This window comes from Paenibacillus sp. TSA_86.1 (genome assembly GCF_052691815.1).
Window position 1 is genome coordinate 16,074 of record NZ_JBQZGE010000012.1, and the last position, 15,246, is coordinate 31,319.

14 protein-coding genes are annotated in these 15,246 nt (G+C 47.3%); 12 read left to right on the top strand and 2 right to left on the bottom strand.

The features are described 5' to 3' along the window. Positions 1 to 13 precede the first annotated feature (13 nt). From ACUTVW_RS19830 to ACUTVW_RS19840, 3 genes are all read left to right on the top strand, one after another. The gene (locus ACUTVW_RS19830; protein ID WP_445647366.1) at positions 14 to 817 is read left to right on the top strand and encodes a response regulator transcription factor; all 804 of its coding nucleotides are present in this window, start codon (positions 14 to 16) and stop codon (positions 815 to 817) included. A gap of 106 nt (positions 818 to 923) precedes the next feature. Then, a complete protein-coding gene (locus tag ACUTVW_RS19835) occupies positions 924 to 2,291 on the top strand; it encodes a nucleotide sugar dehydrogenase (RefSeq protein ID WP_445647367.1) in 1,368 nt (455 codons plus the stop codon). Positions 2,292 to 2,314: 23 nt separating this feature from the next. After that, positions 2,315 to 3,247, top strand: a complete 933-nt coding sequence (locus tag ACUTVW_RS19840) for a hypothetical protein (protein ID WP_445647368.1) — start codon at positions 2,315 to 2,317, stop codon at positions 3,245 to 3,247. A 252-nt stretch (positions 3,248 to 3,499) separates the two neighbouring features. Here the strand turns inward: ACUTVW_RS19840 and ACUTVW_RS19845 are convergent, their stop codons facing one another. Then, entirely contained in the window at positions 3,500 to 3,973 is a 474-nt protein-coding gene (locus ACUTVW_RS19845; protein ID WP_445647369.1) for a stalk domain-containing protein, read from the bottom strand. Between the two features lie 314 nt (positions 3,974 to 4,287). Then, positions 4,288 to 5,163, bottom strand: a complete 876-nt coding sequence (locus tag ACUTVW_RS19850) for an AraC family transcriptional regulator (RefSeq protein WP_445647370.1) — start codon at positions 5,161 to 5,163, stop codon at positions 4,288 to 4,290. 492 nt (positions 5,164 to 5,655) lie between these two features. On the opposite strand from ACUTVW_RS19850, the gene ACUTVW_RS19855 reads away from it, so the two are divergent. From ACUTVW_RS19855 to yaaA, 9 genes are all read left to right on the top strand, one after another. Then, positions 5,656 to 6,876: an LLM class flavin-dependent oxidoreductase gene (locus tag ACUTVW_RS19855; RefSeq protein ID WP_445647371.1), complete on the top strand. Its 1,221-nt coding sequence runs from the start codon at positions 5,656 to 5,658 to the stop codon at positions 6,874 to 6,876. Continuing rightward, positions 6,873 to 8,147, top strand: a complete 1,275-nt coding sequence (locus tag ACUTVW_RS19860; protein WP_445647372.1) for an ABC transporter substrate-binding protein — start codon at positions 6,873 to 6,875, stop codon at positions 8,145 to 8,147. Before ACUTVW_RS19855 ends, ACUTVW_RS19860 begins: the two co-directional genes overlap by 4 nt. 3 nt (positions 8,148 to 8,150) lie before the next feature. Further along, entirely contained in the window at positions 8,151 to 9,023 is an 873-nt protein-coding gene (locus ACUTVW_RS19865; protein ID WP_445647373.1) for a carbohydrate ABC transporter permease, read from the top strand. A gap of 184 nt (positions 9,024 to 9,207) precedes the next feature. Next, positions 9,208 to 10,023 (top strand): carbohydrate ABC transporter permease, encoded by an 816-nt coding sequence (locus tag ACUTVW_RS19870; RefSeq protein WP_445647374.1) that lies wholly within the window; start codon positions 9,208 to 9,210, stop codon positions 10,021 to 10,023. Between the two features lie 165 nt (positions 10,024 to 10,188). Next, complete coding sequence (locus ACUTVW_RS19875; RefSeq protein ID WP_445647375.1) at positions 10,189 to 11,406, top strand: MFS transporter; 1,218 nt, start codon at positions 10,189 to 10,191, stop codon at positions 11,404 to 11,406. A gap of 278 nt (positions 11,407 to 11,684) precedes the next feature. Continuing rightward, positions 11,685 to 12,539: a cell wall hydrolase gene (locus ACUTVW_RS19880; protein ID WP_445647376.1), complete on the top strand. Its 855-nt coding sequence runs from the start codon at positions 11,685 to 11,687 to the stop codon at positions 12,537 to 12,539. A gap of 388 nt (positions 12,540 to 12,927) precedes the next feature. Further along, positions 12,928 to 13,806 (top strand): SPFH domain-containing protein, encoded by an 879-nt coding sequence (locus ACUTVW_RS19885; RefSeq protein ID WP_445647377.1) that lies wholly within the window; start codon positions 12,928 to 12,930, stop codon positions 13,804 to 13,806. A 174-nt stretch (positions 13,807 to 13,980) separates the two neighbouring features. Continuing rightward, entirely contained in the window at positions 13,981 to 14,268 is a 288-nt protein-coding gene (locus ACUTVW_RS19890) for a hypothetical protein (protein ID WP_445647378.1), read from the top strand. 179 nt (positions 14,269 to 14,447) lie between these two features. Further along, the gene (yaaA, locus tag ACUTVW_RS19895) at positions 14,448 to 15,200 is read left to right on the top strand and encodes a peroxide stress protein YaaA (protein ID WP_445647379.1); all 753 of its coding nucleotides are present in this window, start codon (positions 14,448 to 14,450) and stop codon (positions 15,198 to 15,200) included. The last annotated feature ends 46 nt before the right edge of the window (positions 15,201 to 15,246 follow it).

The following is a 15,246-nucleotide window of genomic DNA, read 5'->3' on the forward strand; positions in this document are numbered from 1 at the left end:
GGTGGAAAAGAACATGCCGAATACGGCGACATTGCAGCGTGAGGCTGCCGTTAATGTGTACCGCAATGTAGAACAGGGATTGAAGGAAACGGGTGCCGAAGCTTGTGGGTTAATGTTCATTCACTGTGCAGGTCAGGTTCAGCCGGAGCAGCAGGTCAGGACACATCTGGAGCAGGCGGGATATACGTCGTTCCAGGTATGGCAGGATAGTCATACACAGGCAATGGCCGTGCTGCTTCCAGGGCTTACGCTCGATGAAGTTCACTATGAAGGACTTCGTATCAAGCATGAGCTGCAGGAGAGTCTTCCTGGTGCTGATCCGCAGATCACACTGGCCAGTTTCCCGCCGGGGGAGCGCCCTTCGAAGGCAACGATTCAGCATATGGCCGAATCTTCGAAGCTCGTGGATTCATCGGAGATTCATATCTATACACTGGAGAATACTGCGGATGATCCGGAACGGATTTTGATCGTGGATAACGATCCGACGGTTCGTGAATTTTTGCAGCTGCGTCTGAAAATGCAAGGATACGAAACTTATGAAGCGGTGGATGGACTTGCTGCACTCGACCTGATCGAAAAAGTGACACCTGACCTGGTGCTGACCGAGCTGAATCTGTATGGCATCGATGGGCTTCCATTCATTCACCATATCCAGAAGCTGGAGATGGAGCAGCCGCCGAAAATCGTCGTATTGACAGAACAGCGGGTGGAACAGACGATCAGCCAGTGCTTCCGCAGCGGGGTAGACGATTACATGACGAAGCCGTTCTCTCCTGTGGAGCTGGACGCCCGAATCAGACGCTGCCTGCACTAGAAGATAAGTAGATTAGAGTCACAACGATTACAGTTACAACCACATCTATATGATCTGAACTATTTTTTACACATTAACATCAAATATATTGCGCGGAGGGAATATCATGGAGAATCAACAATTTCACACTTTACTGAACGCGATCGAAAATAAAGAAGCGGTACTGGGCGTTGTCGGCCTCGGTTACGTTGGCCTTCCCCTTGCGGTGGAGATGGTCAACCAAGGATTTACCGTCATTGGCATCGATCTGGATGCTTCCAAAGTCGACAGCATCTACAATGGAGATTCCTATATTCACGATATTTCGTCCGACGAATTGAAAAAAGTAATGCAAAGCGGCCGTTTTCAGCCAACCACGGACTACAGTATGCTGCGTGTCATTGATGCACTGAGTATCTGCGTACCGACGCCGCTCAGCGAAAATCAAGATCCGGACACCTCTTACATTGAGACCGTTGTAGATCAGATCAAGCTGCATATGAAACCAGGCATGCTGATCACACTGGAAAGCACGACGTATCCAGGTACAACGGAAGAACTGATCCAGCAAGAACTGGACAAGATCGGACATGAGGCAGGCAAAGACTATTTCCTTTGCTTCTCGCCTGAACGAGTAGACCCGTCTAACGGCCGTTTCACCACGTTTAATACACCGAAAGTAATCGGCGGTACGACCGAAGCCTGCTTGAAGCTGGGCACAGCGCTATATGGTAAATATGTAGAGACTGTGGTTCCGGTGTCTTCACCTAAAGTCGCGGAAATGTCCAAACTGCTGGAGAACACCTTCCGCAGCGTCAACATTGCCTTTGTTAATGAAATGGCGATGATGTGCGACCGCATGGGCATCGATATTTGGGAGGTTATTGACGCGGCTGCGACAAAACCATTTGGCTTCATGCCATTCTATCCAGGTCCAGGCATTGGCGGACACTGCATCCCGCTCGACCCGATGTATCTGTCGTGGAAGGCGAAGGGATTCCGTTTTTATAGTAAATTCATTGAACTGGCGCAATCCACCAATGACAATATGCCGTACTATGTACTCAATAAAACGTCTACCATCCTAAACGAATACGCGAAGTCTGTTCGCAAATCGAACATTCTGCTACTCGGCATGTCATACAAACCGAATATTGCCGATCTGCGTGAATCACCAGGACTGGAAGTATACGAGCTGTTCAAGGAAAGTGGCGCAAACGTTAACTACTATGACCCGCATGCTGAATCGTTCAAGGACAAACATGGCGAAACCGTACACAGCGAGGCCTTTAATCTGGAGCAGTTCAAAACGTATGATTGCATCGTGCTGATCACCAACCACAGCGACTTGCCTTATTATGATATTGCGGAGCTGGGTGTACCGATTCTGGATACACGTAATGCATTCCGTACGTACAATCATTCACACATTTACAAAATCGGTCACTCGGTACAGCATCCCGTGCTGGAGCCAAGTGAAGCGGTTCTCGTCTGAGACAACGGATGAGAAGACAGGGCATGTTGGCAGGTAAGGCTAAGTGGGCTATTGTGGCTGTGGTGTTCTGCCTGCTGCTACTGCCCTGGGTGTTTAAATGGTTTTCGCACGAGGAACACAAGGCAACCTGGCTGTGGGATACGTCCATCATTACGAAGCAGACACCTGAGATTATCGCGTTCTCCAAGGAACAGGGCGTGGATACCATTTTCCTGCAAATCCAGGATGAGGTACCTGATACAGCTTATCGCAAGTTCATTGCAGCAGCGACCAATGCCGAGATCCAAGTGCATGCCCTTAACGGTCATGCCGATTGGGCTTATCGGGAAAAGCGCGCAGAGGGGCTTGCTTTCATTGAACGGGTTCGGGCATACAATGCATCATCTGCCAAGAATGAACGCTTTGAAGGCATTCAACTCGACGTCGAGCCGTACCAGCTAAAACGCTGGAAGAACGAGGAGAGCAGCGTCATTGCCGAGTGGCAGAACAATATGGAGGTCTGGACTGAAGCTGGAAAGGCTGCAGACCTGTATATGAGTGCAGCGATCCCGTTCTGGCTCGATGCCCGTCAGTCAGCGGGAGGCAAGGGAACATTAAGTCGCTGGGTGATCTCCCGTTTCGATGCGGTGGCCATTATGGCTTATCGGGACAGCGGGCAGCAGATGTACGATCTGTCCAAGGAAGAGCTGGCCGAAGCCGATGATCTGGGCAAGAAGGTCTGGATTGGAGCAGAACTCGCGGATACACACGAGGGGGATCATCTGACCTTTTTCCGCAAACCACTAAGCAATATGGATGAAGAGATGCAGAAAGTGTTCAAGCTGGGCGCCTCGCATTCATCGTTTGCAGGTGTGGCTGTGCATCATTATGAGGCTTGGTATGCGAAGCAAAACGGCATTCCGCTGGCGCGCAAGACCGGGGAACCGAAGGAAGAATCACAACATCAGAAACAATAGCACAAACTTCAACGTTTAGTTGATTATCCCTTCTGGGCAATCAGCAGTTATTCGTTCCTGCTGTTTGCAGCTCAGAAGGGATTTTTATATCATTATAGTCTTTTTAAGGATGGGCACATTGAGCAGTACAGTTATTCGGGAGATAATCCTATACATCTGGAGTCTCTGATTAGACAATAGTCATCTCCACTTGTTCCCCGTTGTTCTCGTATTGGCAATATCCTATCTTTCCAAAACAGGTTTAGTGTAACTCTATTCTTTACTAACCTGAACCGTTTTCGTCTGCGAGTCATAAGAAACGTTAATGTCGTAGACCGAAACGATATCTTTTAGCGGAAAATAAATGCGGTTTTGAATCAAAAGAACGGGATCACTCAATCGAAATGACTCATCATTGTGCTGGAACGTATCACTTCCAACCTTGAACTGCAATAGTGGGGTAGGAATTGCAAAGTCTTCATTGAGGACCTTAAACGTTTTGGTTTCGGATTGGTAGGATAACGCTTTGGAATTAATCTGGAACGGAAGGCAGTTCACGAATCCGTCGAGATCAACGTAGGTGTGCCCTTTAATAATCAGACCTGTAAATGATTTTTCGCCCAACACATTGGATTTGATGTTCACCGTTGAGCCGGAAGCGGGGGAAGAAGCAGCATTTACGGAGGAACCAAAACCAGCCATAGCCAAAGTTAGCACAGTCACCACTAAAAGCTTGGAAATACGCATGATCAACCACTCCTTAGATATATTCATTAGAATTAACGTAACAATGGGCACATAAGTTACATAGTTTGGGAGTAAGTTCTAGAAGTGTAAGATAAGATTTTTCGTGCTTTTACTTGTGATTTATGAAAAAAACATTTCGACTCGTCAGAGACAGCAGATGCTGATTCTAGCTCATCTAATACAGAAAACCTGAATAAGGCAAATCCCGATCACTCGCTAGTGAAGGGGCTTGCCTTATTCAGGTTATTTTAGTGCTTGAGAACAGGAAAGCGTTCCGTTAGCGCCGGTTCTCTTAACCAAATCATCTAATCTCTCTACTGTTCCGTTGTCGTTGTCCGATAACGGTTGGGAGGCAGACCGACCTGCTTTTTGAAGGCTTTGGAGAACGAAAATAAATCTGGATAACCCACCGAATGAGCCACCTCCGTTAAGCTGAGCTTAGTCTGCACCAGCAGGAGCTTGGCTTGCTTCATTTTGAGTTGCTGGATGTATTGCACAGGAGACAAGCCGTATGCTTTGCGAAACTGTTTGGCAAAGTGAGTTCGATCCACCCCTGCATGGGCAGACACACCCTCCACCGATATCCCGCCTGCAAAGTGCAGTTCTATATACTCTTTCCCTTTCTGAAGCCAAGGGGTGGCTATATCCGGCTGCAGGTCTTTGGTCGCCGGAGAATGTGCAATGCGGTCAAAGAGGCCGAGAAACCGGATCAGTCGCCCCAGATCACTGGCACCGTCCTGCGATTTACGAACGTCTTCCATAAATGAACGCATGCTGCTTGCGGTCTCGGGTGTGAGTACACCTGAACGATACGGGTTGTCGGGACTCAATCCGATTCGCGAGAGCAGCTCGGCCGCATATGCTCCGTCAAAGGCGATGAATATTTTTTGCAATGGTTGCTCGGGATCTGTCCAATACTCATGTGTCACATGCGGAAACAGGCAGAAGGCATCTCTGGCTCGCAGGGAATACTGCTGTCCGTTCTGAATGAAGGTGCCTTCACCTTCCAGCACAAATAACAAATAATGATAAGGCGTAGTCCGAGGGCCAATATGATAGTTGCTTTTGGCCAGATTACGGCCAATGCGGATAGGCCAGGCGCCGCCGGCTTTCTCAAATTCAGACGGAGTGAAAAATAAAATATCCAAAAACTCGTGGTGGTCCTCCTTCATGCGCTCAAGCTCGGTCACCAGGAACACCTCTTTGTTATATAAGTATCGTCGATATCTTCTAAAAGATTCATTGATAACCTATTATACAGGTGGGTTTTATATAAATTCAAGACGGCTCTCATCTTTGTTTCAGAAATGACCACAAAATGACAAAAATAAATTACCGCGAAATGACATTGATCACAGACAAATCAATTGATATGATGTCCATACCTATTAAACCAAGTTAATTAATCGGTATTTGGATGTATACTTTATAAAATGATTAGAAATTAGGCGCACTTTAAAAATAGGGTTTAACGAGTGCGAACGTAGTGCAGGGGACGAAATCGATTCTGAAGAAACGTAGTGTTCGCCTTTATCTCCGGATTTTCCCTTTGGAAAAGGGAATCAGAAAAATCTGGAGATAACAGCGATCGAAAGAACGATTCGTACCCGGAACGGCCATGTTGCAGAGCACCGATCTTATTTTTAACATGAGACTTTATTTATCCATAGAAGGGAATGACGATGGTGAGCGAACAGGAAGACATGAAGTTTGGATGGTTTTTACCAACGGCTGGAGATGGGAAGTATGTAGGTGTAGCGCCGGAACGTGAAGCAAGTCTGGATTATCTGGTACAGGTGGCACAGACGGCGGAGACGGCCGGATTCGAATTTGTACTCATTCCGACAGGGGGGGCCTGTCTGGACGCGTGGGTGGTCGGCTCGGCGGTGATGAGTCACACCAAGACATTGCGTCCCCTTGTAGCGATTCGCCCAGGTCTGGTGACACCGGTACTCGCGGCTCGCATGGGTGCGGCACTGGATCAGCTCTCTGGCGGTCGTGCCATGATTAACGTGGTTACAGGCAGTTCGGTTCGAGATCTGGAAGAGTTGGGTGATCCGCTGGCGCATGCGCATGATGAACGGTATGTTCGCGCAAGCGAGTATATGGAAGTCATGAAGCGTTCGTGGACACAATCGACAGGCTTGAATCTGACAGAGTTCGCCGGAAGTGGTGCACAATCAGGTGCAGACGCATCCAGTGATCCGAATCCTGAATTCAACGGCCAATATTACAACTTCAAAGGCCCGGTAGGTATGCCGGAGACGGTACAAAATCCGCATCCACCGTTCTATCTTGGAGGAAGTTCTCCGATTGCCAAGCGAGTGGCGGTTGAACATGCGGATACATTCCTGATGTGGGGCGAGCCACATGACTGGATTCAGGAGCAGATCAAAGAGATCGAGGTCATTCGGGAGCAGGTACAAGAGGAGACAGGCCGAGATCGTCAACTCCGCTATGGTATGCGAGCTCAGGTGCTTATTCGGGACACGGAGGAAGAGGCATGGGCAGCAGCATGGGAGATCATCAGTAAAGTACCGCCGGAAGCGATAGAAAAGGCCAAAGCAGCTTTTGCCGAGACGGATGCCACCAATCAGCGCAGACAGAATGAACTCCGGGAACTGTCTGAAAAACAGCAGTTTGTCGTTGGGCCGAACCTGTGGACAGGTTTATCGGTGGTGCGTTCCGGCGGAGCCATCCTCATCGTGGGTACAGCGGAGCAGGTTGCAGAGCGTTTGATGGAATACGGAGACCTGGGCGTGACGACATTCATTCTGTCCGGTTATCCTCATCTGGAAGAAGCTGAAATCTTCGGCAAGACGGTGATGCCCATAATCCGTGAAAAATGGAAAACAAGACAGAAGCATTCTATTACTGCCAACTTAGGAGGTCGTCTTTCATGAAAAAAAATAAAAAAATGATTCTGCCGCTTGTCAGTATGCTGGTGATGTCCATCCTGCTGTCCGCTTGCGGCGGTGGAGATAAGGCGGCGTCTGGAGAGAACGGCTCCTCCGGTTCAGGCCAAGTGACCATTAGTTTCATGCACTGGCGCGGCGAAGATTCCGAAGCATTCAACAAAACAATTGATGCGTTTGAAAAAGAAAACCCGAACATCCATGTGGAGATGCAGACGCTCCCTTCGGATCAATATCAATCCACCGTGCAATCCAAAATCAGCGACGGCTCCACGGGTGATGTGTTTGCATCCTTCCCTGGTGCTCAGTTCCAAGCGTTCACCAAAGCCGGACTATTCAAGGATCTGACGGGATCATCGTTCCTGTCGGCTTATAATCCGAAACTGATTGAAGCCGGACAGCATGATGGCAAGCAATATGCGATTCCGTACCAACTTGTATATAACGATCCGATCTATAACGTCAAACTGTTTGAAAAATACGGCCTAACCCCACCGAAAGATTGGGAAGGGTTCCTGGCGCTGTGCCAGAAGCTGAAAGACAATGGCATTATTCCGATTGCCTTTGCCGGAGCGGACATTGGTCCAGGCCAATTCATGAATACGATGGTGATGAACAATGCACCGAGTGACGACATTTTTACCAAAGTTGAAGCGGGCGAAGCCAAACTGACAGATGAGTTCTGGATAAAAACGTTGACGCAAATCAAAGAACTGAACGATAAAGGATACTTCCAGCAAAATGCACTAGGTACGAAAGACCCGGCAGCAGGTGCACTATTTATTCAGGAGAAAGCAGCGATGCTTGCAAGTGGATCGTATCAACTTGCTCAGAACAAACAGCAAAACCCGAATCTGGAGCAAAAGTTGCTCGCACCGATCACGGTAAGTGCCGATCAGGGGAAATATGAAGGGGTGCACACCACCACGTTCATGCTTGCGGTAAACAGTAAATCGAAACACCCGGAAGAAGCGAAGAAATTCCTTGAATTCCTGAGCAAACCGGATGTAGCTAGCGCGTACGCTAACCAGACGGGACAAAATGTAACGGTCAATGACGTGAAGTATGATACACCGGAGCTTCAGGTTGCGGGAGAATGGGCGAACAAAAAGACCGTGTTCCAGCCACGGTTCACCATCCTGAACGGAGACAACCAGAAGGCGGTAACCAATTCCATTCAGGCTGTGTTAAGCGGTACTTCTCCGGAAGAAGCAGCACAGCAGGCACAAGCGATCATTGATCAGCATATCGGGAAATAAACGATGAAAAACCGGTTTCAGCTATCCCTGTTTCTGTTACCCGGATTGCTGCTGTACGTTGGATTGTTCGTATTTCCTACATTGACGGGGCTGTTCTATTCCTTTACGGATTGGGACGGGGTATCCCCGTCGTATGCATTTGTAGGGCTGGATAATTACAAGGACAGTCTCAGCAGCATCGTATTTCGCAAAGCCTTCGGCAATAACGTGGAGTTTATGTTCACGGTTGTGATTGCACAAACCTTTATTTCGCTCGTTCTGGCCCTGCTTCTGGTACGCAACACCAAGACACGAGTCGTGCTTCGGGCGTTGTATTTCCTGCCAGCGATTCTGTCGTCGGTATCCGTTGGTCTGATCTGGGCTTTCATGTATGACCCATCCATTGGACTAATTAATTACGGATTAAACGAGGCGGGCATGAGCAGCATCGCTCGTAACTGGATCGGTGATCCGAAGATTGCGATCTTTTCGATTGCTGCGGTGCAGGTCTGGGCTCACGCAGGACAGATGATGATTGTGTTCATCGCAGGTCTGCAAGGGATTCCGGCAGAACTGTACGAAGCGGCTCGCATGGACGGCGGCAGCAAATGGCAGGTATTCCGTACCGTGACCTGGCCGCTGCTGGCTCCTTCGGCTACGATTGTGGTGGCCTATACGACCATCCAGTCGTTCAAGGCGTTTGATCTCATTTTCACCATGACGGACGGAGGCCCGAACTACGCCACTGAAATTTTGACCACATATATTTATCATACGGCCTTTGGCAGCTATTCATTTGGTCTGGCTTCTGCCGGTTCGATGATCTTCCTGGTGCTGCTCGCGCTGTTGACACTGTTGCAGTTCAAAGCGCTTCGTGCCGACCGGGTAAACTATTAACGGATAGATGATTGCTTCTTTTCGTGAGCGTTTAGCGGCGAGAATGGCAATTCAAGAATGTATGCAGGAATATGAGTAAGAGTAGCAGTTGAGTATCGAGAGCGTGTTCGAGGAAAACGAAGTAATTTGATGTTGAATGCAGAGATTCATTTTAAGTGTGGGTTGAGAGAAAGGAGGGAGTTTAGTGATTTTAAAATGGTTCAATCGGCTGATCCTGTTCGTGTACGCGCTGCTGATTCTTGTGCCGCTGTATTTTGTATTTGTATCTTCGTTCAAAACAAGCAGTAACTTCTTCACCAGTCCATTCAGCTGGCCGGAGCCGTTTACGTGGGACAATGTGACCGGTTTATTCCGTAATCAGCCGATGTGGCAATACTTCGGAAACAGTATGATTGTGACGCTCGGAACCGTTGCGATTGAGCTGTTGCTCAGCAGCATGATTGCTTATGCCATTGTCCGCTGGGGCGGCAGCGTAGGTAAGATCGTGTTTGCGCTGTTTGTAGCAGGTTTGATCGTACCGTCCCAGGTCAGCATGTTGCCGATCTATTCCCTTACACGTACGCTGGGGTGGTCGGACAGCCTGACGGGTCTGATTATTGTATCCGCCGCCATGCTGATGCCCGTCTCTGTGTTCATGCTGACGGGGTTTATGCGTATGTTGAATTCGGAAATTTTGGAAGCAGGCAGTATGGACGGGGCTAATGAATGGAGACTCTTCACCCGGATTGCACTGCCACTAGCTGCACCTTCGCTGGCGGCAACCGCAACGTTCCTACTTGTGATGGTCTGGAATGATTTGCTCATTCCGATGCTTATGCTCACCAGTAAGTCCAAGCTGACCTTGCCACTTGCCCTGATGCAATTCCGCGGCGAGTACGTGACGAATTATCCGATGATGCTCACCGGTGTTCTCGTCACAGCAATCCCGATGATTGTGCTGTTCCTGTTGCTGCAGCGTTATTTTGTCGCAGGTCTTACCGCAGGTTCACTCAAAGGATAATGAGGGCGAGAAGACGACTGAAAGATTGTTCACAAAACCGAGTTCGTTTTATATTCGTTGTAAATTAGCGTGACGTTGTATTTTACATTGATTTCTGGTTCATTCTGCATAATAATGGTTTAGTGTCAGAATGACTACATAGAGATCAAGGGAGCTATTAAACTGATGAGCAAACTGGAAGTGTTGCGGAATCCCAAGCAGCGTAAGCTGCTGTTCAGTGCCGGCATGAGCTGGCTGTTTGATGCGATGGAGGTTGGCATGATCTCCTTTATCGTGGCTGCACTTGCGAAGGAATGGAGCCTTAGTCCCGGACAAGTCGGTGTGCTGACGAGTATCAACTCCATAGGAATGGCGCTTGGTGCCTTGCTTGCAGGTGCACTCGCAGACCGTTTCGGACGGAAAGCGATTCTGATGTGGACGTTGCTGATCTTCACCATTGCAAGCGGTCTATCTGCACTGGCGACTGGTTTTGCCGTGTTGTGTGCACTGCGGCTCGTTGCAGGAATCGGTCTTGGCGGCGAGTTACCCGTAGCTTCTACGCTGGTATCGGAATCCATGCCTACAGCAGAACGTGGACGCGCAGTTGTTTTATTGGAAAGCTTTTGGGCGGGGGGCTGGATTGTATCTGCGCTCATTGCCAACTTTGTTATTCCGGAGTACGGATGGCGAATTGCATTTGCGATTGGTGCGCTACCCGCATTCTACGCGCTCTATCTGCGCCGTGCCATTCAAGATCCACCGCGTTACAAGAACCATACGAAGTTGCATAAAATTACGTTCCGCGAGAAGGTTGCCACGGTCTGGTCTGCTCCGCATCGCCGCACGACATTGATGCTGTGGATTCTATGGTTCACCGTTATATTCTCGTATTACGGCATGTTTTTGTGGTTGCCTTCGGTTGTGATGGCAAAAGGTTTTACGTTGGTCAAAAGTTTCCAGTACGTGCTGATCATGACGATTGCACAGCTGCCGGGTTATTTTACTGCTGCGTACTTTATTGAACGTTATGGCCGGAAGTTCGTGCTTGTCGTGTACCTTACCTTGACTGCATTCAGTGCGATTGCCTTTGGATTGGCAACGACGGAAGCAACCATTTTAGCCGCAGGAATCTGCTTATCGTTCTTCAATCTGGGAGCTTGGGGCGGATTATACGCCTACAGTCCAGAATTGTATCCGACTTCGGTGCGTTCCACAGGTGTTGGACTGGCTACATCGGTAGGCCGGATTGGTGGTGTGCTTGCACCGTTTATGGTGGGTATGTTAGTTCAGCGTGCGGTTCCGATCAGCCTGATTTTCACCATTTTCTTCGTAACGATCCTTATTGGAGCAGCAGCCGTGCTGTTCTGGGGCCGGGAAACGAAAGGGCAGGAACTCGCCGAGTAATCGTCAGAAAATTTTAGCGCAACTTTTGTACGGGTCTGTCTGCCTACGGAAATGGAGGCTAGACAAGCGGTACAAGGTTGATATAAGAAGAGGTGTGACCCTGATACGACCATGGGCTCATGCCTCTTTTTGATCTGTACAGGACTCATTTTTTCATGCTCCATCGGTCCGATAGACTGAATATGTTCTATATCCTATAATGACACTCGGGATGTAGGGCCATGAGGATTCAGGGGGAAGCGGGATAGCTGGATTCAGAAAAATGGAGGGTTAATGAAATGATGAATAAGAAGAATACAATGAATGAAATGAATATGAAGCGTGAACAGCATAGTGTGTACGATATGATGCGAGTGAATGAGGAGGGCGGGATAAATATTAGTTACAGTTATTCTGATCCGAATGATTTGCGTACAAGCCTCGACATGATGGAGCCTATCACCGTGAGCCGGAAAGTCACCCATCGCAGGGGCAGAAAGAATGGTAAAAGAGCAGGCCGGGTCAGCATGCTTCTTGGCGCCTGTGCAGTGACGCTCGGACTTACCGTTGCTGCGCCTTCGGCTGGAGCGCAGAAGCTGGAGCAGGGCATTCGTAGTGAACACGTGGTACAACTGCAAGAGCAATTGAGTAACCTGGGGTATTTTGACGCTGGAGTGACAGGATATTATGGTTCAATCACTCAGAGCGCGGTTCGTGAATTTCAGGAAGCGCAGGGATTGAGTGCTGATGGTGTGGCAGGCCCTGTGACGCTGAACAGGCTGAACCAAAAGGTAAAAGCCGAAGGAGAAACACTGCGACAACTGGCGAAGCTGATCCATGGGGAAGCGCGCGGGGAATCTTTTGAAGGACAGGTCGCTGTGGGAGCTGTTGTCTTAAATCGGGTGCAATCGGGAGAATTCCCGTCATCCATCTCCGAAGTCATCTTTCAAAAAGGTCAGTTTACCGCTGTCGACGATGGTCAGTTCAATCTGAAGCCAACCGCGACATCCATTAAGGCTGCACGCCAGGCGCTCAATGGCGCCGATCCAACACATGGTGCGCTGTTTTATTACAATCCGAAGATTGCCACGTCAGAATGGAGTAAGAGCAGACCGACACTGCTGACCATCGGGCAGCATGATTTTACGAGATAAGTGTAGGTTGAGATATCTAATGTAACACTACTAAAAATAATAGTAATAATGAACCCCGGCTGTGCGCTGCTGAATGCAGATGTGCTACCGGGGTTTATTTTATATTTAGGCTATGCAGGACATGCATATAAGTGGTACTGGAAATCCATGAAACCAAATATAAATTTACAAAGTATATATAAAGAAGGGTATAATTAGTTGCTAATTATAAATTTGTGCTTTGGGTTACATCCATAAGAAGGGAGGATTAATATGCCATTTATTGGGGGAATCATTATAATTTTTATCCTAGCATTTATTCTATGGTCATTAATGTTCCCGCTATTCAATAAAATAGGTAGTAGAATTCTGAAAAAATACAATAAATTCAAACAAGAGGAGAATGGTGATGAAAAATTCAAAGACGTTTAGGGTAGGAGCGATCGCGGTTGCCTTGGTTATTATCTTGGGAGTCGTACTGATGACTTTCTTTTTAACACGAATTCCGAATGGATATGTCGGGGTTGTCTATTCACCCAATGGAGGCGTAAAAGATAGTACACTGAGTCAAGGCTGGAAGCTTGTTGGAGCGTTTGATAAAGTGACCAAATATCCGATCCGGATTCAAACGGTTGAATACAGAGACATTCAGATTGCTACTTCTGATGGAAAGAACATCACCATCGATTTTGCTTATAACTACCAAGTCGAACCAAGTAAGGTATCTTCTATCTTTAATACATTTGGGCCCATCAGCATTCAAGAAATCGAGGATACATATCTCAAAACACGTTTCCGTGACGCAGCCCGTAAAGGGATCTCCAAGTTTACAGTCATTGATGTTTATGGCGAAAAGTCATCTGAAGCAGGTGTAGACGTGCAACAACGTTTCTCTGATGATGTTAAGGAGTTAGGCTTTATTGTATCTAACGTTACTGTAGGTGTTCCTCAACCTGATGCCAAGACTCAGGAAGCAATCGATAAGCGTGTCGAAGCTTCTCAAGAACTGGAACGTAAAACGACTGAACTGGAAATCGCCAAGAAAGAAGCAGATCGCAAGCGCGTGGAAGCGCAAGGTAATGCAGACAAACTGTTGATTGAAGCAGAAGGTCAGGCTAAAGCCAATAAAGAGCTGCAACAATCCTTATCCAGTCAACTCGTTGAATATGAAACCATCAAGAAATGGGATGGAGCTCTTCCATATGTGAGTGGATCAAATACACCAATGATTCAATTGCCGACGACCAAAACAGAGCAAAATAGCAGCACGGGTAGCGTGTCTCCCTAATTAGCGGTATGAAATGCATACCTTACTTTTTCAACAATTGAAGATGTTAAATTCTAATGAACAAGCCGGTCCAATATGGGGCGGACTTGTTCATTTTTGAGTCTTTTCATAGGTATATAAGCCGTGTTCATCACACAGCTTATATTGTTATAATATAAATGGTAGGTGAGTAAAATGAAGTTCTTAAAAGGATCAATCATTTTTATAATATTAGCGGGCGTAGTTTCAATTATATGGTATGGTTCCTATGAAAATGATATGAAGAAACTAGAAGACGGCTTAAGAACGTATTTAACTGTTGAGAAAGGATTAAATGAAAACGATATTATAAGCATCACAGCTCGTCGTAGTAAAATGCCGAAGTATCCTGTTGTAATGAAATTAAAAGATGATCCACAGGAGTATGTCTACACCTATAGAGGAGAGCAATGGGTGCAATTAACACCTGACCCACATTCGTGAAAAATTATATTTTATGAATTCTGATAAACAAGTGAGTCCATTAGTGGAATAGCTTGTTTATTTGAGTTTTTCTTAAGAGTTCCTGTAAGAGTTAATATGCCTCACCATTGGATTTACCTATCCGATCCTGTACAATGAATAACGACAAAACAACGGTAGATTAAGGATGGATTAGAACGATGAGGATTATTATATCACCGGCCAAAAAGATGAAGGTTGATACCGATCTGATGGCTAGCGCCGCGATACCGCAATTTATAAATGAATCAGAACAGTTATTGAGTCTGCTTCAAACCTTATCCTATGACGAGCTTAAAGCGCTCTGGAAGTGTAACGATGCTATCGCCGAACAGAATGTGCAGCGGATTGAGAACATGAATGTGAAGACAAATCTTACGCCAGCGATCTATTCGTATGAGGGTATTCAGTATCAATATATGGCGCCAGGTGTTTTTCAACATGAGGAACTGGCGTACCTGGAGCAGCATTTACGCATATTATCCGGTTTTTATGGCATGTTACGGCCTTTGGATGGGGTTACCCCTTATCGGTTGGAGATGCAAGGCAAGCTGCAAGGCCCAGGGTTCAGATCGCTCTATCAGTTCTGGGGCAGCAAGCTGGCAGATCAGCTTCAGATGGAAAGTAACTGCATTCTCAATCTGGCTTCCAAAGAGTATAGCAAGAACATCACTCCTTTTTTGAAGGAGAAAACCCGGTTTGTTACTTGTGTATTCGGACAAATGGTTGGTGGGAAACTTGTGGAGAAGGCAACCCGCGCCAAAATGGCCAGAGGTGAGATGGTACGTTATATGGCAGAGCGGAAGCTAACAGATGTGGAAGATATCAAAGGATTCGATCGGTTAGAATTTGTTTTCTCGGAAGAGATGTCGGATGAGAGTACTTATGTGTTTATTTATTCAGAGGAAAAGTAGTAATGGAGCTTATTTAATATGTAAGAGAGTAACAATCTGTTTTATT